This is a genomic window from Pseudomonas sp. DF5 (assembly GCF_058148225.1).
The window spans coordinates 53,853-79,423 of the sequence record NZ_JBYVYM010000007.1; the positions used below are offsets into that span (position 1 = coordinate 53,853).

Annotated in this window: 19 protein-coding genes; 8 read left to right on the forward strand and 11 right to left on the reverse strand. The window is 61.7% G+C overall.

Features of this window, described 5'->3' with window-relative positions:
- Window positions 1-199: 199 nt before the first annotated feature.
- Window positions 200-1,252 carry an AraC family transcriptional regulator gene (locus tag AC30D7_RS08600; RefSeq protein WP_490133731.1) on the reverse strand — a complete coding sequence of 351 codons (1,053 nt, stop codon included), beginning with the start codon at window positions 1,250-1,252 and terminating at the stop codon, window positions 200-202.
- Window positions 1,253-1,608: 356 nt separating this feature from the next.
- On the opposite strand from AC30D7_RS08600, the gene AC30D7_RS08605 reads away from it, so the two are divergent.
- The 8 genes from AC30D7_RS08605 to AC30D7_RS08640 all read left to right on the forward strand — a co-directional run bounded on the left by AC30D7_RS08605 (window position 1,609) and on the right by AC30D7_RS08640 (window position 14,076).
- Complete coding sequence (locus AC30D7_RS08605; RefSeq protein ID WP_490133732.1) at window positions 1,609-2,175, forward strand: RBBP9/YdeN family alpha/beta hydrolase; 567 nt, start codon at window positions 1,609-1,611, stop codon at window positions 2,173-2,175.
- 129 nt (window positions 2,176-2,304) lie between these two features.
- Window positions 2,305-4,317, forward strand: coding sequence for a DUF1302 domain-containing protein (locus AC30D7_RS08610; protein WP_490133733.1), 2,013 nt, complete (start codon window positions 2,305-2,307; stop codon window positions 4,315-4,317).
- 41 nt (window positions 4,318-4,358) lie between these two features.
- A complete protein-coding gene (locus AC30D7_RS08615; protein ID WP_490133734.1) occupies window positions 4,359-5,717 on the forward strand; it encodes a DUF1329 domain-containing protein in 1,359 nt (452 codons plus the stop codon).
- A 151-nt stretch (window positions 5,718-5,868) separates the two neighbouring features.
- The gene (locus AC30D7_RS08620) at window positions 5,869-6,942 is read left to right on the forward strand and encodes a WD40/YVTN/BNR-like repeat-containing protein (protein ID WP_490133735.1); all 1,074 of its coding nucleotides are present in this window, start codon (window positions 5,869-5,871) and stop codon (window positions 6,940-6,942) included.
- Window positions 6,943-6,973: 31 nt separating this feature from the next.
- Window positions 6,974-9,490, forward strand: coding sequence for an efflux RND transporter permease subunit (locus AC30D7_RS08625; RefSeq protein ID WP_490133736.1), 2,517 nt, complete (start codon window positions 6,974-6,976; stop codon window positions 9,488-9,490).
- A 7-nt stretch (window positions 9,491-9,497) separates the two neighbouring features.
- Window positions 9,498-11,276 (forward strand): acyl-CoA dehydrogenase C-terminal domain-containing protein, encoded by a 1,779-nt coding sequence (locus AC30D7_RS08630; RefSeq protein WP_490133737.1) that lies wholly within the window; start codon window positions 9,498-9,500, stop codon window positions 11,274-11,276.
- Between the two features lie 31 nt (window positions 11,277-11,307).
- Window positions 11,308-12,951 (forward strand): fatty acid--CoA ligase, encoded by a 1,644-nt coding sequence (locus AC30D7_RS08635; protein ID WP_490133738.1) that lies wholly within the window; start codon window positions 11,308-11,310, stop codon window positions 12,949-12,951.
- Between the two features lie 117 nt (window positions 12,952-13,068).
- Window positions 13,069-14,076 (forward strand): Ldh family oxidoreductase, encoded by a 1,008-nt coding sequence (locus AC30D7_RS08640; RefSeq protein ID WP_490133739.1) that lies wholly within the window; start codon window positions 13,069-13,071, stop codon window positions 14,074-14,076.
- A 111-nt stretch (window positions 14,077-14,187) separates the two neighbouring features.
- Here AC30D7_RS08640 and AC30D7_RS08645 read toward each other — a convergent pair whose 3' ends face one another.
- The 10 genes from AC30D7_RS08645 to AC30D7_RS08690 all read right to left on the reverse strand — a co-directional run bounded on the left by AC30D7_RS08645 (window position 14,188) and on the right by AC30D7_RS08690 (window position 25,095).
- Complete coding sequence (locus AC30D7_RS08645; RefSeq protein ID WP_490133740.1) at window positions 14,188-15,768, reverse strand: aldehyde dehydrogenase (NADP(+)); 1,581 nt, start codon at window positions 15,766-15,768, stop codon at window positions 14,188-14,190.
- A gap of 207 nt (window positions 15,769-15,975) precedes the next feature.
- Window positions 15,976-17,373 (reverse strand): fosfomycin efflux MFS transporter AbaF, encoded by a 1,398-nt coding sequence (abaF, locus tag AC30D7_RS08650; protein ID WP_490133741.1) that lies wholly within the window; start codon window positions 17,371-17,373, stop codon window positions 15,976-15,978.
- A 71-nt stretch (window positions 17,374-17,444) separates the two neighbouring features.
- Entirely contained in the window at window positions 17,445-18,362 is a 918-nt protein-coding gene (locus tag AC30D7_RS08655; RefSeq protein ID WP_018928306.1) for a dihydrodipicolinate synthase family protein, read from the reverse strand.
- 112 nt (window positions 18,363-18,474) lie between these two features.
- On the reverse strand, window positions 18,475-19,503 hold the full coding sequence (locus AC30D7_RS08660; protein WP_064616853.1) for a trans-3-hydroxy-L-proline dehydratase: 1,029 nt from the start codon (window positions 19,501-19,503) through the stop codon (window positions 18,475-18,477).
- Between the two features lie 133 nt (window positions 19,504-19,636).
- The gene (locus tag AC30D7_RS08665) at window positions 19,637-20,359 is read right to left on the reverse strand and encodes an amino acid ABC transporter ATP-binding protein (RefSeq protein WP_019581950.1); all 723 of its coding nucleotides are present in this window, start codon (window positions 20,357-20,359) and stop codon (window positions 19,637-19,639) included.
- Window positions 20,352-21,002 (reverse strand): amino acid ABC transporter permease, encoded by a 651-nt coding sequence (locus AC30D7_RS08670; protein WP_205890706.1) that lies wholly within the window; start codon window positions 21,000-21,002, stop codon window positions 20,352-20,354. The genes AC30D7_RS08665 and AC30D7_RS08670 overlap by 8 nt, the downstream gene beginning before the upstream one ends.
- Before the next feature lie 10 nt (window positions 21,003-21,012).
- Window positions 21,013-21,678 (reverse strand): amino acid ABC transporter permease, encoded by a 666-nt coding sequence (locus tag AC30D7_RS08675; protein WP_018928302.1) that lies wholly within the window; start codon window positions 21,676-21,678, stop codon window positions 21,013-21,015.
- Window positions 21,671-23,449: a cis-3-hydroxy-L-proline dehydratase gene (gene lhpI, locus AC30D7_RS08680; protein WP_490133742.1), complete on the reverse strand. Its 1,779-nt coding sequence runs from the start codon at window positions 23,447-23,449 to the stop codon at window positions 21,671-21,673. Before lhpI ends, AC30D7_RS08675 begins: the two co-directional genes overlap by 8 nt.
- Window positions 23,450-23,459: 10 nt before the next feature.
- The gene (locus tag AC30D7_RS08685; RefSeq protein WP_433785829.1) at window positions 23,460-24,278 is read right to left on the reverse strand and encodes an ABC transporter substrate-binding protein; all 819 of its coding nucleotides are present in this window, start codon (window positions 24,276-24,278) and stop codon (window positions 23,460-23,462) included.
- A 457-nt stretch (window positions 24,279-24,735) separates the two neighbouring features.
- Entirely contained in the window at window positions 24,736-25,095 is a 360-nt protein-coding gene (locus tag AC30D7_RS08690; protein WP_064616857.1) for a DUF6124 family protein, read from the reverse strand.
- Between the last annotated feature and the right edge of the window lie 476 nt (window positions 25,096-25,571).

Sequence of the window (25,571 nt, forward strand, 5' to 3'; positions counted from 1 at the left end):
CGAGGGAGCTTGCTCCCGTTGGGGGGCGAAGCGCCCCTTTTTTAAGGCCACTGCATTTTTTCAGAAAGTATGCGGCGACCGTTTTGGGGCTGCTTCGCACCCCAGCGGGAGCAAGCTCCCTCGCCACAGGACTCTCGGCCGGTGTCACTGACACCGGTTCTTTTACGGCGACTGTGCCAGCAGTCGCCGTTTTTTTTGCTCAGGGTTTTTGCGGCGCAGCCAGGGTGGTTGGGACAGTCGGTGACTTGACGGTGTGTTTTTGTGCGCTGCGCCAAGCGGCGGGCGGCATGCCGAACTGGGTGATGAACCAGCGTGTGAAGGAACTCGCCATGGAGTAGCCGAGCATGTCGGCGATACGGCCCAGCGAGTAACTCGGATTGTCCAGGTAGCGCAGCACCAGGTCGCGGCGCACGTCGTTGATCAGGTCGTTGAAGGCGCAGCCGTCGTCTTTGAGGCGGCGCTGCAGGGTCCGGACATTCATGCCCTGGGTCTGGGCGATCTGCTCGATGGTGGCACGTCCCATCGGCAGCAGCAGGTAGATGGCTTTGCGCACCTCGAACAGTATCGACGGGCCTTCGTGGTTGAGCAGCGAGTCGAGGTAACTCTGGGCGTAGCGCGCCATGGCCGGGTCGGCATGGGGATTGGTTATGTCGAGGCTGGCGTCGGAGCAGACAATGCCATTGAACTCACTGCCGAACTCCGGATTGCAGCCGAACAGGCGGCGATGCAGTTGCAGGTTGTCCGGGGGCTGGTGCGTGAAGTTGACGCTGTAGGGGTGCCAGTGGGTGCCGAGCAGGGCGGCGCACAGGCGGAACATGACCCCGATGGCCAGCTCGGTGGCCTGGCGGGAGGGCATGGGCGATTCGGTGACCACCTCTTCGCGAATGATCACCATCTTGTCGGCCTCTTCAATGAAGATGGCCAGCGAATCATTCATCAGGTGACGGTAATTCACCACGACCTGCAAGGCATCACGCAGCGTACGTTGGTGGCTGAGGAGCAGGCTGACGACTCCGAAGTCCGAGAGCTGGCGCGACTCGGCCATGCTCAGGCCGAAATTCTGGCAGCCGCTGGCGGCGGCCGAGTCTTCCAGCAGGCGTACGGCGGCATCAATGGGAATGCGGTGTTCGGGCGCTTGCAGCAGGGCTTTGCTCAGGCCGACGCCGGCCAGTACATCGCGCGGGTTGAACCCCAGGTATTGAGTGACCTCCAGGTAGTTGGTCAAGACGGCGGCGCGAACAAGCTTGGGCATGCGAAGGTCTTTCCTGGGCCGGTAGCGATTCAAATGAGCGTGGCGACTATATCCAGCGCATCAACAATTGAACAGTTGCGAGGTTGTCGAGGGCGCTCGCTCGAATCTGTTCAGAATCACCTTCGTTGTAGTGCAGCAATCGACGCTCATCCATTGATTACAGTGACCTGTAGAGAACCTGCGGGGATTTTCGACCGATGGTCGCCGCGTGCCGGTCCCTGAAAATTTGTCATGAAAAGAAAAGTGCCTGACGTCCAATGAAAAGCACCTCGGGTGGGCGCTCTTTAATGTCAGTCCTACAAAAAGCCCCTGGCCAATAGAGCCAGTCGAGTCATCGAGAAAGCGAAGGTGTAGACGTGGACAAACTGCAAACTGCCGCAACCGTTCTGATCGTACCGGGCCTGCGCGAGCACGTTGCCGAGCATTGGCAAACGCTGCTTGAAGCCAGGTTGTGCAAGGTGCGCAGTGTGCCGCCGCAGGCAACCGACAAGCTCGATTGCGCCAAGCGGGTCGAAGCGATTCAACACCAGCTGGAGCAGATCGATGGGCCGGTGATTCTGGTGGCCCACAGCGCGGGCGTGTTGATGGTCGCACACTGGGCTGCGCAACACAGCCGGCCGATCAAGGGCGCGCTGCTGGCCACGCCTCCGGATCTCGATGCTGATTGGCCGCAAGGCTACCCATCCGCTGAAACCCTGCGTACCCAGGGTTGGAACCCTCTGCCAAAAGGCCCACTGCCGTTCCGCAGCCTGGTGGCCGCCAGTACCAACGACCACCTTGCCAGCCTGGCCGCCGTCACTCGGCTGGCTGAAGGCTGGGGCAGTGAACTGCTCTACGTGGGCGATGCAGGTCATCTCAATCCGGCTGCAGGCTTTGGCCACTGGCCGCAAGCCGAAGCACTGATCCTGGAGCTGGATCGCTAGTTCAGGCACCGGTTGGCCCTCAGTCACCCGGCATTTGCCCTCACTCCTGAAAAACGCAAACCCCTGGAACAAGGGGAGGCGCGAGGGCGGCTGCGCTTAAAACAAATACAAAAAGGCGGAGACAACGCAATGCACAACAATAAGAGTCACGGGTTCGCACCCTCGCGATACACCTTGTTGGCCTCGGCCATCCTGGCCGCGGCCGTGCCGGTCGCCCAGGCGGTCGAGCTCGATACGGGTAACCCGGACTGGACCGCGCGCCTGGATAACACCGTCAAGTACAACTACGGCGTGCGCACCGAAAGCGCCGACAAGCGCCTGTTGGCGACGCCGAACAACAACGATGGCGACTACAACTTCCGCAAGGCCGGAACCAACATCACCAACCGCATTGACCTGTTGACCGAAATGGATGTGGTCTACAAGGACCACATGGGCTTTCGCGTCAGCGCCGCCAGTTGGTATGACAAGGCCTACGAGAACACCGGCTCCAATTCCAACCCGTTCGTCAATGGCAATGACGCAAGGTCGGGTCTGGTGGCCAACGATCCGCGCCTGGCCGGAGTCACCGGGGACAATGTCGGCAATGGCAGCCCCCACCTGAGCCACTACGCCGAGCGTTACTACACCGGTCCTTCCGGCGAAATCCTCGATGCCTTCGTGTTCTACAGCACCGAAGTGGGCGAGGAGTCGCTGTTAAGCGTCAAGGCCGGTCAGCACAACGTGTTCTGGGGCGAGACCATCCTCAACCCGGTGCACTCGATCAGCTACGGCCAGTCCGGGCTGGACCTGGCCAAACTGGCCGCCTCGCCGGGAACTGAAGCCAAGGAATTGTTCGTTCCGCGCAACCAGCTGTCGATGTCGTTCACCGTCAATCCCGAGTTGACTGTGGCCGCTCAGTATTTCCTCGATTGGGATGCCGCCCGCCTGCCTGAAGCCGGTACTTACTATGGCGGCTCCGATCTGGTCGGCTTCGGTGCGCAGTCGTTCCTGCTGGGCAACACCAATGGCGTGGTGCCGGGCAGCCCGTTGGGTTGTGGTCTGGCGCCCTGCAACAGTTTGACCAATGTGCGTCGCGGTCATGACCTGACGCCGGACAAGCGCGGCGACTGGGGGGTAATGGCCAAGTGGTCGCCGGCCTGGCTGGATGGCACCCTCGGTGTTTATTACCGCAATACCTCGGAAATCCTGCCGCAAGCCTGGCTGAACGCCACCGGGCTGACGTCGGCCAATCCCAACGGCACCCCGCCTGCCGGCATGGTACCGGCGGTGGTCAACACCCTCAATTCGTTGAGCACCAGCACCTATCAACTGGCCTATGCCGACAACATTCAGATCTTCGGCCTGAGCCTGTCCAAGGATGTGGGCGGTATCAGTGTGGGGTCGGACCTGAACATTCGTCACAACATGCCGTTGGCCAGTATTCCGGCGATTGTCAGCTCGACCGGGCCGCAGGGTTTCGGCGCCGGTCTGGGCCTGCTGCCGGCCCGTACGGCGGCCACCGGTGTGATCTATGACACCCCGCAAAAGGGCGACAGCCTGAGTGCCACCGGTGACACGTTGCACTGGACGCTCAACGGCCTGATGACATTCCCGAAAACACCAGTGTTTGATTCGGCCAGCCTGCTCGCCGAGTTGTACTACAGCAACCTGCTCAAGCTCGATAGCAAGAACGAAGCGCTCTACAAGGGCCAGGACACCTATCGCGGCATCGACCAGCCGACCCGGGACAACTGGGGCATCGCGGTCAACTTCACACCGACCTGGTACCAGGTATTCCCGGGGGTCGATCTCAACGCCCCGATGTCCATCAACGTCGGCCTCGCCGGCGTGTCACCGGTGTCCGGTGGCGGTGCCAAAGACACCGGCAACTATGCCGTGGGCGTGGGAGCCGTTGTGTACAACAAATACTTCATCGACCTGAAGTACGTGGACTCCTTCGGCAAGACCGACAAGTGCGACGTCAGTGGCTTGAGCACCGGCGCGGCCAATGCCGGCAGCGGAGACGGTTCCACACCCAATGCCTTTAGCGGCAATGAAAACTACGCGTGTTACGGCGGTGGCTACTCGGCCTTCTCCGGTGGTGGTGCCACGACTGAGGACCGTGGCGCCGTTTACCTGACGATGAAAACCACTTTTTGATTCACCACTGGCTTACGCAAAGTAAGCAGGAGAATAACAAGATGAAATGTGTGCAAACCGTGTTAGCCGCCTCGTTGGCGATGGTTATTGCCAGCCAGGCACAGGCCGCTGTATCGACTCAGGAAGCCGCCAGGCTCGGCACCAGCCTGACCCTGGTCGGGGCTGAAAAGGCCGGGAATGCCGACGGGTCCATCCCCGCCTATGACGGTGGCCTGACCACGCCGCCGGCCAGCTTCAAATCCGGTGACAGCATGCGCCCGGATCCCTTCGCCAACGAAAAGCCGCTGCTGGTGATCGACGGCAAGAACATCGATCAGTACAAGGGCCTGCTCAGTGCAACCACCGCGGAACTGGCCAAGCGTTTCCCAAGTTTCCACGTCAATGTCTACCCAACTCACCGTACCGTCTCTTTGCCCAAGGCGGTGCTGGACAACGGGGTGAAAAATGCCACCGGCGCCAAGTCCCTTGAAGGCGGGTTGGCCGTCGATAACGTACTGCCCGGCGTGCCGTTCCCGATTCCGCAGACGGGTAACGAGGCGATGTGGAACTTCCTGTTGCGTTTTCAGGGCGTCAGCATCAACTCCAAGTACGACTCCTGGAACGTCGACTCCGCAGGCATTCCGAGCCTGGCGACCACCGGGCAGGCGTTCATTTCCTATCCGATCTACGAGAATCTGGCGCAGCCGATCAGCAGTACCGACGTGTACTACCAGATGAAGCTGTCCTACACCGGCCCTGCGCGTCGGGCCGGTGAAGCGGTAATGCTCAAGGACGCCGCCAACCCGCTGCAGCAACCGCGCCGTGCCTGGCAATACTTGCCTGGCCAGCGTCGGGTCAAGCTGGCACCGAACCTGGCTTACGACACGCCCAACCCCGGCACCGCTGGCGCGGGCACCTACGACGATGTTTTCGTGTTCAACGGTGCACTGGACCGCTACGACTGGAAGCTGGTGGGCAAGCAGGAAATGATCGTGCCCTACAACACCTACAAGCTGACCTACGCCCAGGACCCCAAGTCGCTGACCACCGCCAATCACCTGTCACCGGACTACGTACGCTGGGAAAAACACCGGGTCTGGGTGGTGGAGGGCACACTCAAGTCCGGTGCCCGGCACATCTATCAGAAGCGCCGGTTCTACCTGGATGAAGACAGCTGGACCGCTCTGGCCTCCGACCAGTATGACGCCCGTGGTCAGCTGTACCGTGGCTCCTTCGCGTTCCTCAGCCAGAGCTACGACAAGCAGACCCCGGATTCCACGCCCTTCATGATCTACGACCTGGTGGGTGGTTCCTACAACATCAATGGCGTGGTCGGGCCTTACGGCGGGATCAAGTACATCGAGCCGCTCTCCAAGGCGCAGTGGTCGTCGGAATCCCTGGCAGGTAGCGGGATTCGCTAAGCAAACCGTGACAACGCGTCCGTGCGTTCCGTTGCCCGCAAGGCAAGGGAGCGCACGACGGTCGGCGCATGCCGATCGTTTCGCACGCCCAGGTTGGAACGTCAGGCACACGGACGTGTGTCCCGGCGCGGTTATCCGAAGAGGACGCGGTATGTGTTCGTACAAAAATTATCTGCGGCTGGCGCTCGGCGCACTGCTTGCAATGTTGCAGGGCTTGAGCCAGGCCTCCGGTTATGTCGACGTGTTGGATCTGCCGGCCAGGGTCAGCGCCCTGGCTATCAACAGCCCGCTATCGGGCATGGCCCGCGCCGGCGACCGTCTGATTGCAGTCGGGCAGCGTGGGCACATTCTGTATTCCGATGATGCCGGCAAACACTGGCAGCAGGCCGCCGTGCCGGTCAGTGCCGACCTCAATGCCGTCAGTTTTCCTTCCGCCACCCAAGGCTGGGCAGTGGGCGGCGACGGTGTGGTGTTGCACAGCAGTGACGCGGGTGCGACCTGGCGCAAGCAACTGGATGGCCGCGAGATCGGCGCCTTGCTGGTCAAGCATTACGGCGCGTTGGCCGGTGCAGAACCGGGCAATGAACAATGGGCACTGCTGGTCGCCGAAGGTGAACGCCTGGTGGCGCAGGGCGCCGACAAACCGTTGCTCGATGTCTGGTTCGCTAACGACCGCCTCGGCTATGTGGTCGGGGTGTTCAACCTGATCCTGCGTACCGAAGACGGCGGCCAGAGCTGGACGCCGTTTCAGGATCGCACCGACAACCCGCAGGGATTTCACCTCAACGCCATCGCCTCCACCGGCGATGCGTTGTACATCGCCGGTGAGCAGGGCCTGTTGCTCAAATGGAACAGCGCCAATCAGCGCTTCGCCGCCGTACCGACACCCTATCAGGGCAGTTTTTTCGGCGTGCTTGGCAAACCCGGCGAAGTGATTGCCTACGGCTTGCGCGGCAACGTGTTGCGCAGCACCGACGGCGGTCTCAACTGGATCCCGCTGGACAGCGGCCTGCACGTCAGCATCACCGCTGGCCTCGTCGATAGCCGTGGCAACTACCGCTTGTTCACCCAGGGCGGGCAAATGCTGGTCAGCCAGGGCACAGGCGCGCAATTGCACCTGGTTCAGCGACCGGTGCCGACACCGGTGACCGGCGCCACGCAGTCCGTCGACGGTGCGCTGGTGGTGGTTGGCAGCCGTGGTGCACGGACGCTGTCCGTTGAATAAGTCCTCGAACCCTTAGAGCGAGAACCCAGACATGGGCCATACCAAACAAGAAACCATGCCGGTGATCCGCGATCTGCGGGACTTCGACCGCCATTCCGGCAATCGGCTGGAGCGGCTGGTGTTCAACTATCGTCCGCTGTTCATGCTGCTGATGGCGCTGGTCACCCTGATGCTGGGCTACATGGCCGTGACTCGCCTGGAGCTGCGTCCAAGCTTCGAAAAGATGATTCCGCAGAGCCAGCCGTACATCCAGAACTTCCTGGAAAACCGCCAGTCGCTGCGCGGTTTGGGTAACTCGGTACGGGTAGTGGTGGAGAACACTCAGGGCGATATCTTCGACCCCGGTTACCTGGACGTGCTCAAACAGGTCAACGACCGGTTGTTCCTTGCCGAAGGTGTCGACCGTGCCTGGATGAAGTCGTTGTGGAGCCCGGCGGTGCGCTGGACCGAAGTCACCGAGGAAGGTTTCCAGGGCGGCCCGGTGATGCCCGATACCTACCAGGGCAAGCCGGCAGAAATAGAACAGCTGCGCCAGAACATTTCCCGTGCCGGTATCGTCGGCAGTCTGGTGGCCAGCGACTACAAATCGAGCATGCTGATCGTGCCGCTGCTGGACAAGGCCACAGCCAGCGGTCAGCGCATCGACTACCACGCCTTTTCGCAAATGCTCGAAGAGCAGTTGCGCGACCAGATCGAGTTTGCCGGTGACAGTGCTGCACGCAAGGCCGGAGAGGAGGGCAAGGGCCCGTACAAAGTCCGGGTGATCGGTTTCGCCAAACTGATGGGCGACCTGATCGACGGGTTGATCCAGGTGATGATGTTCTTTGGCCTGGCCGTCGTCACTTCGCTGATCATCATTTACGCCTACACCCGATGCGTGCGCAGCACCTTGCTGGTGGTCGGCTGCTCGCTGATCGCGGTGGTCTGGCAGCTGGGCATCGTCGCCTGGCTCGGCTATGCCATCGACCCTTACTCGGTGCTCGTGCCTTTCCTGATCTTCGCCATCGGCGTGTCCCACGCGGCGCAGAAGATGAACGGCATCATGCAAGACATCGCCCGTGGCACCCACAAACTGATCGCCGCACGCTACACCTTCCGCCGCTTGTTCATCGCCGGCGTCACGGCGCTGCTGGCCGACGCCGTCGGCTTCGCGGTGCTGATGCTGATCGATATTCCGGTGATCCGGGATCTGGCGATCACCGCCAGTATCGGTGTGGCGGTGCTGATTTTCACTTCGCTGTTGCTGATGCCGGTGGCGCTGTCCTATGTCGGCGTGGGCGCCAGGGCTGCCGAGCGTGCGCTGAACATCGACACGCGCGCCGAAGGGCACAAAGGCTTCGGCAAACTGTGGGACTTGCTCGACCGCTTCACCACGGCCAAATGGGCCACGGGGGCGGTGGTGGTCGCGGTACTGATGGGCATCGGCGGTTTCATGATCAGCCAGCAGCTGAAGATCGGCGATCTGGAAAGTGGCGCACCGGAGTTGCGTGCCGACTCTCGCTACAACCGTGACAACGCCTACATCACCAGCCACTACGCGTTGTCCAGCGATCTGTTTGCGGTGATGATCAAGACCGCGCCGGAAGGCTGCCTGAGCTACAAGACGCTGATTCTCGCCGATCGCCTGGCCTGGGAGCTGCAGCAGTATCCGGGCGTACAGGCCACGACTTCGCTGGTTAACGCGGTGCGCCAGATCACCGCCGGCACCTATGAAGGCAACCCCAAGCTCAACAGCATCCAGCGCAATCAGGACGTATTGAATTACGCCGCGCAGCAAGCCTCGGTCAACTCCCCGGAGTTGTTCAACACTGATTGTTCGTTGATGCCGGTGATCACGTTCCTCAAGGACCACAAGGCCGAGACCCTCGATGCCGTGGTGGGCATCGCCGAAAAATTCGCCCGGGACAACAACAGCGACGATCGCCAGTTCCTGCTGGCGGCCGGGTCGGCCGGGATTGAGGCGGCGACCAACATTGTGGTGCGCGAGGCCAATCGCACCATGCTGCTTTACGTCTATGCGGCGGTGACGCTGTTCTGTCTGATCACCTTCCGCAGTTGGCGCGCAACCCTGGTCGCCCTGTTGCCATTGGTCCTGACCTCGATCCTGTGCGAGGCGCTGATGGTGGCCATGGGCATAGGCGTGAAGGTCGCGACCCTGCCGGTGATCGCCTTGGGCGTGGGCATCGGCGTGGACTACGCCTTGTACCTGCTCAGCGTGCAGCTGCATTTTCAGCGTCAGGGTCTGCCGCTGAGTCAGGCCTACCGCAGCGCCGTGTCGTTTACCGGCCGGGTGGTGGGCCTGGTGGGCATCACCCTCGCGGCGGGCGTGGTGTGCTGGGTCTGGTCGCCGATCAAGTTCCAGGCCGACATGGGCATCCTGCTGACCTTCATGTTCCTGTGGAACATGCTCGGCGCGCTGATCCTGATCCCGGCCCTGTCGTACTTCTTGCTGCGTCACCCCGTTGCGCAAGCTGATGTGGCGCAAACCGCTGAAACCGATACAACCCAACGTCAGGCCATGTCGCATGCCCTGACCACTTCTGAGTAAGCCAACTATGTCTGATTACAAAGCTCCCTTGCGCGACATGCGCTTCGTACTCAACGAGGTCTTCGAGGTGTCCCGGCTCTGGGCCAGATTGCCTGGCCTGGCCGAGGTGATCGATGAAGAAACGGCTGCCGCGATCCTTGAAGAGGCCGGCAAGATCAGCGCCGAGGTGGTCGCACCGCTGAACCGCAGCAGCGACGAGCAGGGCTGCACCTGGAGCAATGGCATCGTCATCGCTCCCGAAGGTTTTGTCGCGGCTTATCAAGCGTTCGCCGCAGGCGGTTGGGTGGGCGTCGGCGGTGATCCACAGTTCGGTGGCATGGGCATGCCCAAGGCCATTTCGGCTCAGGTCGAGGAGATGGTCAACTCGGCAAGTCTGTCGTTCGGTCTGTACCCGATGCTGACCGCCGGGGCGTGCCTGTCGATCAATGCCCACGCCAGCCAGGAACTCAAGGAGCGCTATCTGCCGAACATGTATGCCGGCACCTGGACCGGCTCCATGTGCCTGACCGAGGCGCATGCCGGCACCGACCTGGGCCTGATTCGCACCCGAGCCGAGCCTCAGGCCGACGGCAGTTTCAAGATCAGTGGCAGCAAGATTTTCATCACCGGCGGCGAGCACGACCTGACCGAAAACATCATTCACCTGGTGTTGGCCAGACTGCCGGATGCACCCGCCGGCCCCAAGGGCATTTCACTGTTCCTGGTGCCCAAGGTGCTGGTGAATGCCGATGGCTCGCTGGGTGAGCGTAACGCGCTGTCCTGCGGTTCAATCGAACACAAGATGGGCATCAAGGCGTCCGCGACCTGCGTGATGAACTTCGACGGGGCCACTGGCTGGATCGTCGATGCGCCGAACAAGGGGCTGGCGGCGATGTTCACCATGATGAACTACGAACGCCTGGGCGTGGGTATCCAGGGCCTGGCGTTGGGTGAGCGCTCGTACCAGAACGCCGTCGCATACGCCCGTGACCGTCTGCAAAGCCGTTCGCCGACGGGCGCGCAGAGCAAGGACAAGTCTGCCGATCCGATCATTGTGCATCCGGATGTACGGCGGATGCTGTTGACCATGAAGGCCTTGAACGAAGGCGGGCGGGCGTTTTCCAGCTACGTGGCCCTGCAACTGGATACCGCCAGGTACAGCGATGACGCGCCAACCCGCACCCGCGCCCAGGAACTGGTGTCGCTGCTGACCCCTGTGGCCAAGGCGTTCCTCACTGACATGGGGCTGGAAACCACGGTGCACGGCCAGCAGATCTTCGGCGGCCACGGCTACATCCGTGAGTGGGGCCAGGAACAATTGGTTCGCGATGTGCGCATCACTCAGATCTACGAAGGCACCAACGGCATCCAGTCACTGGACCTGGCCGGGCGCAAAGTAGTTGCCAGCGGCGGGGCGCTCTACCGTTTGTTCGCCGCCGAAATTCGCAACTTCACCGCCAACGCCGGCGCGGACCTCGGCGAGTTCTGCAAGCCATTGAACGCCGCCGTGGACACCCTCGACGAACTGACTGCGTGGCTGCTGGATCGGGCCATGAACAACCCCAACGAAATCGGCGCCGCCTCGGTCGAGTACCTGCAGGTGTTCGGCTACACCGCTTATGCCTACATGTGGGCACTGATGGCCGAAGTGGCGATGGGCAAACAGGCGGAGGATGACTTCTACGCCAGCAAGCTGGGCACTGCACGTTTCTACTTCGCCCGCCTGCTGCCGCGCATCCACTCGCTGAGCGCGTCGGCCAAGGCTGGCAGCGAATGCCTCTATCAACTGGACGCGGCGCAATTCTGAGCCCACGTAAATAGGACCGGGAACCCCAACCATGATGGCGACAAAAATAATTCCGCCCGCCGATGGCGCCTATGCCTATCCCTTGCTGATCAAGCAATTACTACTGTCCGGCGTGCGCTACGAACCGGGCCGTGAAATCGTCTACGCCGACAAACTGCGCTACAGCTACCAGACCCTCAACCAGCGGATCCGCAAGCTGGCCAACGCCTTGACCGCTGCCGGCGTCAAGGCCGGGGATACGGTGGCCATGCTCGACTGGGACAGCCATCGCTACCTGGAATGCTTCTTTGCCGTACCCATGATCGGCGCGGTACTGCATACCGTGAACATTCGTCTTTCGCCGGATCAGGTGCTCTTCACCATGAACCATGCCGAGGACGATCTGGTGCTGGTGCATGATGATTTCCTGCCGCTGGTTGAACAGATTCAGGGCCGGCTTGAAACCGTCAAAGGTTACCTGCAGCTCACGGACGACACAGCAAATGATACGTCTCTGCCGATGCTGGGGGAGTATGAAAATCTGTTGGCCGGGGCCGCGGACCAATACGACTTTCCCGATTTCGATGAAAATTCGGTGGCGACCCTTTTCTACACCACGGGCACCACTGGCGACCCTAAAGGCGTGTATTTCACCCACCGCCAATTGGTCCTGCACACCTTGAATGCCGTGGGCACTTTGGGCGTCTATCAAGGCCTGCCGTTACTGCGTTCCGATGATGTGTACATGCCCATCACGCCGATGTTTCACGTGCATGCCTGGGGTGTGCCTTATGTCGCCACCCTGATGGGGCTCAAGCAGGTGTACCCCGGCCGCTACGAACCCAACAGCCTGGTCAGGCTGTATCGTGAGGAAAAGGTCACTTTTTCCCATTGCGTGCCGACCATTTTGCAAATGATCCTGAACTGCGAGGAAGCGGCACAGACCCGTTTCGATGGCTGGAAAATGCTTTTGGGTGGCAGCGCACTGACGCTGGGTATTGCCAGCGAAGCGAGCGCCAAGGGTATTCAGGTGCACAGCGGTTACGGCATGTCGGAAACCTGCCCATTGCTGTGCCTGACGTATCTGCGTGACAAAGACCTTGAACAATCCATGCAAGCCCAACTGGCCAAACGCATCAAGACTGGCACACCGGTGCCGATGGTCGACCTGAAAATCATCGATGCCAATGGCAATGACGTAGCCCATGACGGCGAGTCGCTGGGCGAGATCGTGGTGCGCGCACCCTGGCTGACTCAAGGCTATTTGAAGGAGCCCGAAAAGGGGGCCGGGCTTTGGCACAACGGCTGGATGCACACCGGTGATCTGGCCTCTATCGACGCCTTGGGAGGAGTGGAAATCAAAGATCGAATCAAGGACGTCATCAAGACGGGGGGGGAGTGGATCAGCTCCCTGGAACTGGAAAGCCTGATCAGCGAACACGCGGCGGTGATGTCGGTCGCGGTCGTGGGCATTGCCGATGGGCAATGGGGTGAACGGCCGATGGCGCTGGTGGTGTGCGAGCCTGGACACTATCTCGACAGCAAGATCCTGGAGGCGCACCTGCAAGGGTTTGTCGAGCGTGGCCGCATCAACAGATGGGCGATCCCCAAGCAGTTCAAATTCGTCGCGCAGATTCCCAAAACCAGCGTCGGGAAGATTGATAAGAAGCAGATCCGGCAAAGCGAATTGGGGTGAAAGGCGTGGCGTCCTCTTGCCAACCCTGTGCCAATTTCGTCATCCCTCGCGCCCAAACCCATCAAGCCATGCCTCTGCGGATGGACCACCCTGATCGGTCTGTCCAAGGAGATGAGCATGATCCGACTGAACCTGATCGAAGCCCGTGAACTGGCCGAATCGATCCTGTTGCACAACGGTTTTAACCTGGCCCATGCGCAAGCGGTGGCGGCGACAGTGATCGCCGGCGAGCGTGATGGCTGTGCCTCCCACGGTTTGTACCGGATTCTGGGCTGCGTGAATTCCCTGCGGGCCGGCAAGGTGTCGGCCAACGCCGAGCCACGGGTGATCGACCAGGCACCGTCGATTGTGCGGGTGGATGCTGGCGGTGGTTTTTCGCAGTTGGCATTCCAGGCGGGTCTGCCGCTACTGGCGGAGAAAACCCGGGCCAACGGGATTGCGGCGTTGGCGATCAATCGCTGCGTGCATTTCTCGGCGCTGTGGGTGGAGATCGAGCAGTTGACCGCCGCCGGGCTGGTGGCGCTGGCGTGTAATCCGAGTCATGCCTGGGTAGCGCCGGCCGGGGGACGGGTGCCGGTGTTCGGCACCAATCCCATTGCCTTTGGCTGGCCACGCATGGGGCAGGATCCGTTTGTGTTCGACTTCGCCACCAGTGCAATTGCCCGTGGCGATATCGAGTTGCATCGGCGTGCCGGCAAGGCAATTCCCGAAGGTTGGGGCGTGGACGCGGAGGGGCGACCGAGCACCGATGCCAACGTGGTGCTCGATAGCGGCGCGATGCTGACGTTCGGTGGGCACAAGGGCTCGGCGCTGGCGGCGATGGTGGAGTTGATTGCCGGGCCTTTGATTGGAGACCTGACCAGTGCCGAGTCGCTGGCTTACGACGCGGGCAGCAAGTCATCGCCGTACCATGGCGAGCTGATCATTGCGCTCGACCCTCAGCGTTTTCTGGGGGCGGCCACTGAGGAGCACTTGGCCCGGGCCGAAGTGTTGTTTCAGGGAATTGAAGGGCAGGGAGCGCGCTTGCCGTCGCAACGGCGTTATGCGGCGCGGGCACGCAGTGTGGTGGAAGGCGTGCAGATTCCCGAGGCGCTGTACAATGATCTGAAAGCACTGCTGACTTGAATGCGATGAACATCCTGTAGGAGCGAGGCTTGCCCGCGAAGAACGATGACGCGTAATACCTGAAAATCGCGGTGCATTCTTCGCGGGCAAGCCTCGCTCCTACAGATTGTGTTACAGCGAGGCGTGCTGGATGTTGCCATCAACCAGGCGGGCAATGCCCAGCGGGTTGGCGTTTTTCAGGGCGTCGGGCAGCAAGGCATCCGGGCAGTTCTGGTAGCACACCGGGCGCAGGAAACGCTCGATGGCCAGGCTGCCGACCGACGTGCCACGGGCATCGGAGGTCGCTGGATAAGGGCCGCCATGCACCATCGCATCGCACACTTCAACGCCGGTGGGGTAGCCATTGAACAGTACCCGGCCGACCTTTTGTTCCAGCAGCACCAGCAGATCGGCGTGTTCGTGCAGGTCCTGCGCTTCGCCGATCAGGGTGGTGGTGAGTTGCCCGTGCAGGCTGTGCAGTGCCTGTTGCAGCTGCGCCTTGTCGGCCACTTCGACGACGATAGTGGTCGGGCCGAACACTTCTTCCTGCAACAGCGGATCACCCTTCAGCAGCAGGCTGACGTCGGCCTTGAACAGTTGCGGCCGGGCTTGATTGCCGTGCTGGTCCTGGCCTGCCAGATGGCTTATCCCTGGATGGTCGACTAACGCCTGCACACCTTTTTCGTAGCTGGCGAGGGTGCCGGCGTTGAGCATGGTTTGCGCCGGTTGTTCGGCCATCAAGGCGCTGAGTCGCGCGGTGAATGCGCTGAACTGCGGTGAGCGGATACCGATCACCAACCCCGGATTGGTACAGAACTGACCGCACCCCTGAACCACCGACGCCACCAGTTCACCGGCGATTTTTTCGCCCCGTGCGCGCAGGGCTTCAGGCAATACCAGCACCGGGTTGATGCTGCTCATTTCGGCGAATACCGGAATCGGTTGTGGCCGTGCGGCGGCCATGTCGCAGAGGGCGCGACCGCCTTTGAGCGAGCCGGTGAAACCGACGGCCTGGATCGCCGGATGCTTGACCAGCGTTTCACCGACGCCCGCGCCGTAGATCATGTTGAACACGCCTTCAGGCATGTCGGTTTGCTTGGCGGCGCGGATGATTGCATCGGCCACGCACTCGGCGGTCGCCATGTGTCCGCTGTGGGCCTTGAACACTACCGGGCAACCGGCGGCCAGAGCCGCCGCGGTATCACCGCCAGCGGTAGAAAAGGCCAGCGGGAAGTTACTGGCGCCGAACACGGCCACCGGGCCGACGCCGATCCGGTATTGGCGCAAGTCGACCCGTGGCAGTGGCTGACGTTCGGGCAACGCGCGGTCGATACGCGCCCCATAGAAATCGCCCCGGCGCAGCACCTGGGCGAACAGGCGCATCTGGCCGCTGGTACGGCTGCGTTCGCCCTGGATGCGTCCGGTTGGCAGGGCGGTTTCGCGTGTGACCAAGGCGACGAATTCGTCATCCAGGGCATCCAGTTGCGCGGCGATGGCCTCGAGAAATTCTGCACGGCGCGTCGCCGGCAAGTTACGAAAGGCGGGGTAAGCGGCAGCGGCGGCTTGGGCTGCGGCATGCACTTCCTCGGCGGTGGCTTGCATGAACGAATAAGGCAGCGCTGCGCCGGTGCTGGCGTCATGGCTCTGCATCGCGATGTTGCCAGCGGCGCTGCGGGCACCGCCGATGTAGTTGTGGCCGAGGATCTCGGGCATGGGAAAAACTCCTGTCGAAAAAGGTGGGGCAGGACCCTTGTAGGTCAATCAAGGGTATGGAGTCGTGCGCTGTTTTGTGGCGAGCGAGCTTGCTCGCGTTGGGCTGCGTAGCGGCCCCAAAATAGTGGCAACCATTGCCTATTTTGCGAGTGCTGCGCACTCGAACGGGAGCAAGCTCCCTCGCCACAGGGTTTGCAGGTACAGGGCTCAAGCCAGCGAATCACCCCGGCGCGCAGCGGCCGGCACGGCGTTGTCCAGAGCAGCAATACGCGCAGCGGATTCGGCATCCACCTGGTGCAACGATTTGCCACGGGTTTCCCGGGTCAGGCCGACGGCCACGATGGAGATCAACGCGGCGCCCACCAGGTACCAGGCGATCGGTGTCGAGCTGTGGTACTTGTTAAGCAGGGTGATGGCGATCAGCGGCGCGAGGGATCCGGCGAAGATCGGTGCCACCTGGTAGCACAGCGAAAGGGCGGTGTAGCGCACATGGGTCGGGAACATTTCGGCCATCAGCGCCGAGTAGGGCGCATAGGTCATCGACTCGATGGCCAGGCCAAGGGTGATGGCGCCGATGATCAGCCAGTTGTTGCCGGTGTCCATCATCGGAAAGCCTATGAAGCCCCAGAACGCAGTGAGCACCGCGCCGATCAGGTACACCGGTTTGCGGCCCACGATGTCCGACAGATAGCCCATCAACGGGATCAGGAAAAAGTGCAGCAGGTGTGCGCCGAACATCAGCAACAGAATCTCTGAGGTGTCCTTGTGCACCACCAGTTTCAGGTAGGTGATCGAAAAGGTGACCACGGTGTAATAGAGGATGTTCTCGGCAAACCGCGCGCCGATCCCCACCAGCACCGAGCGCCAGTGATGACGCAGCACTTCTACCACGCCCAGTTGTTGCTGCTTGGTCTGCGCTTGCCGGGCCTGGGCCTCCTTGAAAATCGGCGCGTCATCGACGCTGGTGCGAATCCAGTAGCCGATCAGCACCACCACTGCCGAGAACCAGAACGCCACGCGCCAGCCCCAGGCGAGGAATTGTTGTTCCGACAGGTTTGACGACAACAGCAGCAGGGCGACGGTCGCCACCAGGTTGCCGGCCGGCACCCCGGCTTGCGGCCAACTGGCCCAGAACCCCCGGCGATTGTCCGGGCAGTGTTCGGACACCAGCAGAATCGCGCCACCCCATTCGCCACCGAAGGCAAAGCCCTGGATCAGGCGCAGCAGCACCAACAGCACCGGCGCGGCATAGCCGATGCTGTCGAAGCCGGGCAGGCAACCCATCAGGAACGTGGTGACACCGACCACCACCAGGCTCAGTTGCAGCAGGCGCTTGCGGCCGAATTTGTCACCGTAGTGACCGAACACCAGACCGCCCAACGGACGGGCGAGGAAGCCGACGGCGTACAGGGCGAAGGCGGCGATGATGCCGTCGATCGGACTGTCGGTCTGACGGAAGAACAGCTGGCCGAAGACCAATGCCGAAGCGGTGCCGTAGAGAAAGAATTCATACCACTCGGCGACAGTGCCGGCCATGGCGGCGGCCACCACGCGTTTGAGTCCCGAGGGTGTGGTTGCGCTGGAGGTGCTGTGAGGATTGGACATGCTGACGTTTCCTGTAGAGGCGCGAAAACAGGTAGCCGGGCCGGACCCGCAAGGATCCGCCCGGCAATCACTCAGAGACCGACGTCCGGCAACTCCGGACGATTGGCCATGGCCTTGGCCATGATCTGCTCGACGAACTCCCGATCCGCTTGCGGCAGTGCCAGGCGTGGCGGACGGGTCAGGGCGCTGCCGCGACCGGCGATGGCTTCGCAGAGTTTGATGCACTGCACCAGGTCGGCACGGGCATCGAGGTGCAGGATCGGCATCAGCCATTCGTAGATCGGCATGGCTTCGGCGAAGCGACCGGCCTTGGCCAGGCGGAAGATGGTCTCGCCTTCTTTCGGGAATACGTTCGACATGCCCGAGACCCAGCCTTCGGCACCCACCGCGATGCTTTCCAGCACCACGTCATCGAGACCTGCGAACAGCACGAAACGGTCGCCGACTTCATTGCGCACGTCGATGAAACGACGGGTATCGCCGGAGGAATCCTTGAAGCACACCACGTTGTCGCAGTCGGCCAGGGAAATCAGGATGTCCGGGGTGACGTCGTTTTTGTAGATCGGCGGGTTGTTGTAAACCATCAGCGGTACGTCGGCGTTCTTCGCCACGTAGCGGTAATGCTCGGCGGTCTCGAACGGCTTGGAGCCGTAGACCAGCGCCGGCATCAGCATCACGCCGTCGACACCGACCCTGCGCACCGCGTTGGCCACCTTGGCCGCTTGCACGCTGGTGAATTCAGCCACACCGCAAATCACCGGCACGCGGCCGCGAGAGGCGTCGACCGCAACTTCGGTCACGGCGATTTTTTCTTCGGCGGTCAATGAGGTGTTTTCCCCCACCGAACCACACACCACCAGGCCTGATACGCCATCACGGATCACGTTGGAAATCACCTGGTGGGTTTTTTCCAGGTTGATGGAGAAGTCATCGTTGAATTGAGTGGTCACCGCGGGGAAGACGCCACTCCAGTTAATGCGCTTGCTCATTGTTGCCTCCGGTTCGTTTTTGTATTTCGTATACGATATTTTAAATGCCGATACTCGGCCAGTGGTTTTTTCAATCAATCAGGGTTTTGGGTAGCCGTTGGTCTGGGATGTTTCAGGCACCGGGCCAGGTGTCTGACAGGCGATAGCCCTGTGGCCAGGGATCGCTGGGGTCGAGCAGCAATTGGTGGGTGCCGGTGATCCAGGCCCGGCCGGAAATGCACGGGTAGATCGCCGGGCGGCCGGCCACTTCGGTCATCGAATCGATGCGGCAATGGAACTCGGAACCGAGGATCGAACGGCCGATAAAGCGCTCGCCAACCTGCATCAATCCCTTGGCTTGCAACACTGCCATGCGCGCCGAACAACCAGTGCCGGTGGGCGAGCGGTCGATCTTGCCGGGTTGAATCACCACGGCGTTAGCCCCGGTGGCGATGCCGTTTTCAACCACGATGGGCGCGGCAATCTGGCAGAAGGAAATATGCGACCACTCGGGGTTCAGCGGATGGACGAAGCCCAACTGTTCATTGGCCGCGCGGGTGATTTTCAACCCGACCTCAACCAGCTCGGCCGCCTCGTCAGGGCGGATGGAAAAGCCCAGGCTTTTGGCGTCGGCGATGACAAAACTGTCGCCACCGTACGCGGTGTCGACTTGCAACGAGCCGAGGCCTTCGACTTCGATCCAGGCGTCGAGGCGGTCAGCGAAGGAGGGCACGTTCTTGATTTCCACCCGTTCGACCTTGCCGTCGCGGCAATCGGCCACGGCCTCGATCAAGCCGCCGGGCGCTTCGAGCACCAGCCGGGTTTGCGGTTCGGTCATCGGCAGGATGCCGCTGTCGAGCAGCACCGTGGCGACGCACAGCGAGTTGGAGCCGGACATCGGTGGCGTGTCGGCCGGTTCCATGATGATCCAGGCCATTTGCGCCCGAGGGTCCTTGGCCGGCACCAGCAGGTTGACGTGGCGGAACACGCCGCCGCGAGGTTCGTTGAGGACGAAGTTGCGCAGGGTTTCATCCTTCGCGATCCAGCGCGATTGCTCCCAAACGGTGGCGCCGGGCGGTGGGGCGACACCGCCGACGATCACATCGCCGACTTCGCCTTCGGCGTGGCAGCTGACCACATGAATGACTTTCGATGAACGCATTGCCTGCTCCTTGTTTTGTCTGTTCGGGCCTCATCGCGGGCAAGCCCGCTCCCACAGGTATCTGTGTCGGCCACCAATTTTGTGTACACCACAAACCCTGTGGGAGCGGGCTTGCCCGCGATGAGGCCAGTCGTTATTTCACTGATTTGAGAAACGCCGCTGTTTCCGCATGCACCGGATTGCCAATCACCTGATCCGGCGAGCCAATCTCATGCACCAGCCCATTGCGAAAGAACGCCACGCGGTCGGACACATCGCGGGCAAAGCGGATTTCGTGGGTCACCAGCACCATGGTCATGCCGTCTTCGGCGAGCATGCGCATGGTGTCCAGCACCTCGCCCACCAGTTGCGGGTCGAGGGCCGAGGTGGCTTCGTCGAACAGCATGTAGTCCGGCGACATGGCCAGGGCGCGGGCGATGGCCATGCGTTGCTGCTGGCCTCCGGACAACTTGCCGGGGAAGGTCTTGAGCTTGTCGCCAAGGCCCACGTGGGTCAGTTGCTGCACCGCCAGCTCTTCAGCTTCGGCCTTGCTTTTGCCCAGCACTTTGCGCGGCGCCAGCATCACGTTTTCCAGCACGGTCAGGTGCGGGAAGGCATTCCATTGCTGGAACACGATGCCGATTTTCTGCCGCAGGCGGTTGAGGTCGGTGGCGCTGTGATGAACCTCGACGCCATCGACCCGGATGTTGCCTTTCTGGATCGGCTCCAGGCCGTTGATGCACATCAGCAGGGTCGATTTGCCGGAGCCCGAGCCGCCGATGATCGACACCACTTCGCCCTTGTCCACCGTCAGGCTGACACCCTTGACCACGGCCAGATCGCCGAAGGATTTATGTACGTTGTCGATCTCAATCATTTTCTTGCCACCTTCTTTCCAGACGAGCGCCCAGGCGTGCAACCACCAGGCTCATGACGTAATAGATAAGGCCCGCGACGCACAGCACCAGCAACGGTTCCTGAATGCGGGTGACGATGGTTTGCGAGGCGCGCAGCAGTTCGACGATGCCGATCCACATCACCAGCGCAGTGTCTTTCATCACCCCGAGCACCAGGTTCAGCCAGCCGGGGAAGGCCACGCGGGTGGCCATCGGCAGGACGATCCAGCGCAGGTCCTGCAAAAAGCTCAGGCCCAGCGAACGACTGGCCCGCCGCAAGGTGAACGGCACCGACAGCACGCCGCTGCGCACGATCTCGGTGAAGTACGCGGCGGTGTAGACCCCCAGCACAATGCAGCCGACGCTGAAGGCGCTGAGGTTCAAGCCGACGATGCTTTTGAGCGAGTTGAACAGCACGAACTGGATCAACAGCGGCACGCTGCGAAACACGTCCAGCACCCAGGCCAGGGGCAGGCTGGCGCGGGGCAACAGCGCCCGCAGCAGACCAAACAACAGCCCGGCGACGGAGCCGAGGATGATCGACCAGAACGTCAGTTGCAGGGTGACCCAGGCGCCATCGAGCAGGAACAGCAGGTCATTCCAGGAAAAACTGGTGGAAAACATGGTCAAGCCCTCAATAACGGAACAACCGCCAGGCCATCAGCCGGGCTGACGCGACGATCGCCTTGGCAATCAGGTAATACAGCGCGGCGGCGATGGCGAAGTATTCGAAGGTGCGGAACGTTTTGACGTTGTAGTCCTGGGTCACCCCGGTCAGGTCATTGTTCAGTCCGACAATCACCCCCAGCGACGTCATCAGCACCGCCCAGACCATCTGATTGGTCAGCGGGTAGAAGACGATCCGCAACAGCTGCGGGACGATGATCATGCGGTAGGCCTGGAAGGCACTCATGCCCAGCGAACGCGCGGCGCGCACTTGCGTGTCGGGGACGGCCTTGAGGCCGCCGCGAAAGTTCTCCGCCAGATACCCGGCATTGTTGAAGGTGATCCCGGCGAGCAGGGCGAACCATGAGCTGACGTGCAAGCCCAGCGAGCCGAGGCCGAAGTAGAGGACGTAGATCTGGAACAGCGACGGGGTGTTGCGCGCGATCGATACCCAGCCGTTGCCGATACCACGCAGCAGCGGGGTTTTGCTTTCGCGCATCACCGTCAGGGCCAGGGCGATCAGCACGCCGAAGATCATCGACAACGCGGCGGTCTCGAAAGTGACCCAGGCGCCAGCGAGCATGTCCGGCAGGGCGCGCAGGGTGGCGCGCCATTGGAAGGTGTAATCAAACATGCGCGAGCGTCTCCAGAGGGGGGGCAATGTTCAGCCAGGCCGGCAGACGACCGCTGGCCGTGGCACTGCAAGCGGTATCGACACATTCAGCCAGGCTGGCGAAATGCACCTTGCGACCCACCAGGCCGGGTGCGTAATGGGCGTATTTGCCGGAGTTGGTCATCAAGGTTGTTGCACCCGGCGGGATCACCGGTTCGCCGAGCATGCACCAGCAGGTATCGGTGACCAGGGTCGCGCCGAAGGCTTCGATCACGGCGATATGCCCGGCTTCGCGAGCCTGCTCCAGCACGGCGCGGCCGCAAGTAATGGCGAGGACCACGTCGGGGTGTTTGTGCCGACCGAGGCAAAGTCGCGCCAGGTGAGCGAACTCGCTGAGAGAGAAATGCGGGTTACCCAGCGAGACCACATCCACCTGGCTGTCGCGGGCACTGTTGAGTTCGCGCCAACTGACCAATAGATCCTTCAGGCGGATTGTTTCCACGGGTAGGGCTACATCTCCCTCCAGCACCTGCGCCGGGTCGATAGCTTCCGGGGTGATCCCGGCGATATGGAATAACGGGGCGGCGGAGGTGGTGGCAAACGCCGCGCCGAACGCCTTGAGGTCGTCCAGGCTCGGCTTGCGGTTTTCCAACCCGCGCACCAGTGGAATCCGGCTGCCCGCCAGCGCGCCGATGTGGTAACCGAGCAGCGGGTAGAAGGCATCGTCCAGTTCACCCAGGGCGGGCACTTCGACCTGCAATCGGGCCTTGCGTTGTGCGTCCAGGTGGCAGCCGATCAACGGGGCGCGGCCGGTCAGGGCGATGCAGATATCCAGGTAGTCCGGGTACTTCAGGGTGCGTGCACCCAGCACGCTGTTGGCGTAGACCACCGCGTTGGATTCGGCCCAGACGATCTGCTCGCCCGCCTTGGGTGCGCTGTCGAGCAGGTAGGGCGCGCAGGTGAAACTGAGTTGCGCACCCATCGCCATATAGGCATCGCCCAAGGCACTGGCCGGTTCGCCAAGCGCCGGGTCGATGCCCAATTCACGCCAGCGGCGCTGGTCCACGGAAATCGAATTGAGGGTGGTGGGCACCCGCACGTTGGCGCCCCATTGCACCAGTTGTTCGGCAAAGCGCAGGCTCGCAGGTCCGGTGTAGATGCAGCCGTCGATATGTGCCTGGGTGACATCCACCAGGCGGCGGGCACCTTGCAGCTCGGCCATGCGCAGAACAATCTGCATGGCCACTTGCGCAGCCTTGCCATGCTGGCCGTCGAGCAGCGCCCGATCGTGTTCGGTGAGTTCGATCGGGGCGCTTGGGTCTTGCGTTTGCAATGGGCTGTCGAGTGCCTGCCAGGCATCGCCCGGCAGGTGTTCGAACACGCTTACCGAGGCGCCGTCGACCCGAGCGAAGGTCTTGCCGCGCAACGCGGCGAAGGCCTCCCGGCCGATGCACAGCACCGGCAGGGAACGCTCGAAAATGGTCTGCGCCACCAGCACGCCCAAGGTCAGGATCTCATCGGGTTCGGCCAGCACCAGTGCTGCCGGTGCGTGACCGTTGCTGATCAGTTCCATCAACACGCTACTGCCGGTGCACGAGCCGCGACCGCTGGGAATGGCCAGCACGCGGCCGGCCAGGTATTCGCCGCTGAGCGGATGGTGACGGTCAATGATCTCGCCGCTAAACGGATCGACCCCGCCCCAGAAACTCAACCCGATATCGGCGAACAGCAGGGCGCCCTCGGCGGCGCCCGCGACCAAGCTGCGACCGGTCAGAGAAGTGGGCCTAGGCATGCCGGACACCTCAGTAGTAGACCTGTGGCACGGTCAGGTTGGTCGGCGGGATTTCAGTGCCGACCCATTTGACGAACAGCTCTTTGTAACGACCGGTGCGCACCTGTTGGTTGACGAACAGGTTGAGGTAGTTGAGCAGGCCATACTCGTTACGCTTGGCGCCGAGGGAGACGTAGTCGATCACGTACGGCGCGTTACCGGCGACTTTCAGGTTTTTGTATTTGCCCGATTTGAGGGTGGCGGCGGCCACGGTGTTGGTGACCACGGTGGCGTCGATGTGGCCCTGGGCGACGGCCAGTAGGGTGTCGTTCTGCGACTGATAGGCGCGGAAGGTGCCGGTGCCCCAGTTCTTCACGTCTTTCTCCAGGGCAATGGCTTCATAGGTGCCGCTGGTGTTGCCCACGGGTTTGCCCTTGAGGTCATCGAAGTTGTTGATGCCAGTGTCGTCGCGGGTCAGCACCACCATCTGGAAGGCGAAGTAGGGCACGGTGAGGCCCACGGTTTTGGCCCGTTCGAGGGTGTCGGAAGTGGAGGCGACGATCACATCGGCCCGCCCGGAGACCAGTGCCGGAATGCGGTCCGGGAACGGCGTCTCGACCACTTCGGCCTCGACCCCGAGGATTTTCGCCAGGTCACGGCAGTAGTCCACGTCGAAACCGGCCGGGTTGTTACCGGCATCGCGAAAACCCATGGGCGGGAAGTCCAGGGTCACGGCGCAGCGCAGCTTGCCCGAACCGATGATGTCGTCGAGCTTGTCGGCCTGGGCGGTGGCAATGAAGGAGGTACTGAGAACAGCGCTGAGGGCTACGGCAAATGCGGGGTTTTTCATAGAGGCCTCGTTGATGTGAAGTGCTGTTGGATATCGTATTGGGGATTTCGTATACGATATTAAATATAGCAATCAACGTGCCCGTTTCCAGGCCGGGGCGTGAATTTGTTGGCAGGCCTTGGAGTAGAGGTGTTGCGGTGCGTCAGAGTGACGCCGTGAGGGGCGGGGGCCGCGATGGTGGGTGTTACAGATGGGAGCAATGGTTGTGCGGGGCGCCCCTTTAGGGAACATCGGCGCCCTGCGATCACCCCGTGCTCTGACACACCCATGTGGCGAGGGAGCTTGTCGGATCGCCGCACCGTCCCGCTGGGTTGCGAAGCGACCCCAAATCCTGCGACTGCTTTTTTACAGGCACACCGCATAAGCCGGTTTTGCGACTGCTGCGCAGCCGAGCGGGACGGTGCGGCGATCCGACAAGCTCCCTCGCCACAATAAGTGCTCTCACTACAGACTTTCGTCAGCCCTGCGGATCGAGGTTATCCAGCACTCGATTCACCGCCAGCTCCCCGAGCATGACCACCGATTGAATCCCCAACATGATGTTGCGATGGGGCATGTCCATCAACCCGGCGAACTCACTGAGCATCATGCTGGCTGACGCCAGGGATTCGCAGGCGTTGACCAGCAGGGTTTCGTTATCGACCTTCGCACCCACATGGTAAATGGTGCTGGGTTTGCGCTGGGTGTCTTTGGGGGTGGGCGGTTTGAGGTAATGATCGAGGGCGCGGTCGGCGGCTGCGTGGAGCTTTTTCGAATCGAGGGATTCGTAGGGGGAAACGTCGTCGGTTTCCGGTGGATTTGGCGTTGGTTTGAACATAGATAGAACTCCAGATATTAAAAGTGGAGCCATCACCTTCGCTACCAAACGAAGAGGTGGTGGCCATACGCAGGTTGGTAGACCGGTCATCTGGCAACCCGGCGCGCCCGAGAGCGCCCTACGCATAGCCACCATAAAAACAGGAGACGAAAACAGTCTCTGCATTAGGTCGCGCTATGCGCCAGAAAACCGGGCTACCAAACCCGATCGCTGTTTTTCAGCGACAGGGAAACGATATAGCTCCGGTCACAGGCGCACTAGCCGGCGGATTCTGGCGTAGTCGTAGGCAGAGGCGCAAGAATGTGTAGCCTGAGTGAGTGTCTGGAAGTGTCATTTAAACAGTGCTTGTTTAGCGATCTGACACCGAGCCTTGTGGTGGCTGTACCGGCCTCATCGCGGGCAAGCCCGCTCCCACAGTGATTGGTGTCGTTCACAAATTCCTTGGCCAACGCAGATACCTGTGGGAGCGGGCTGCC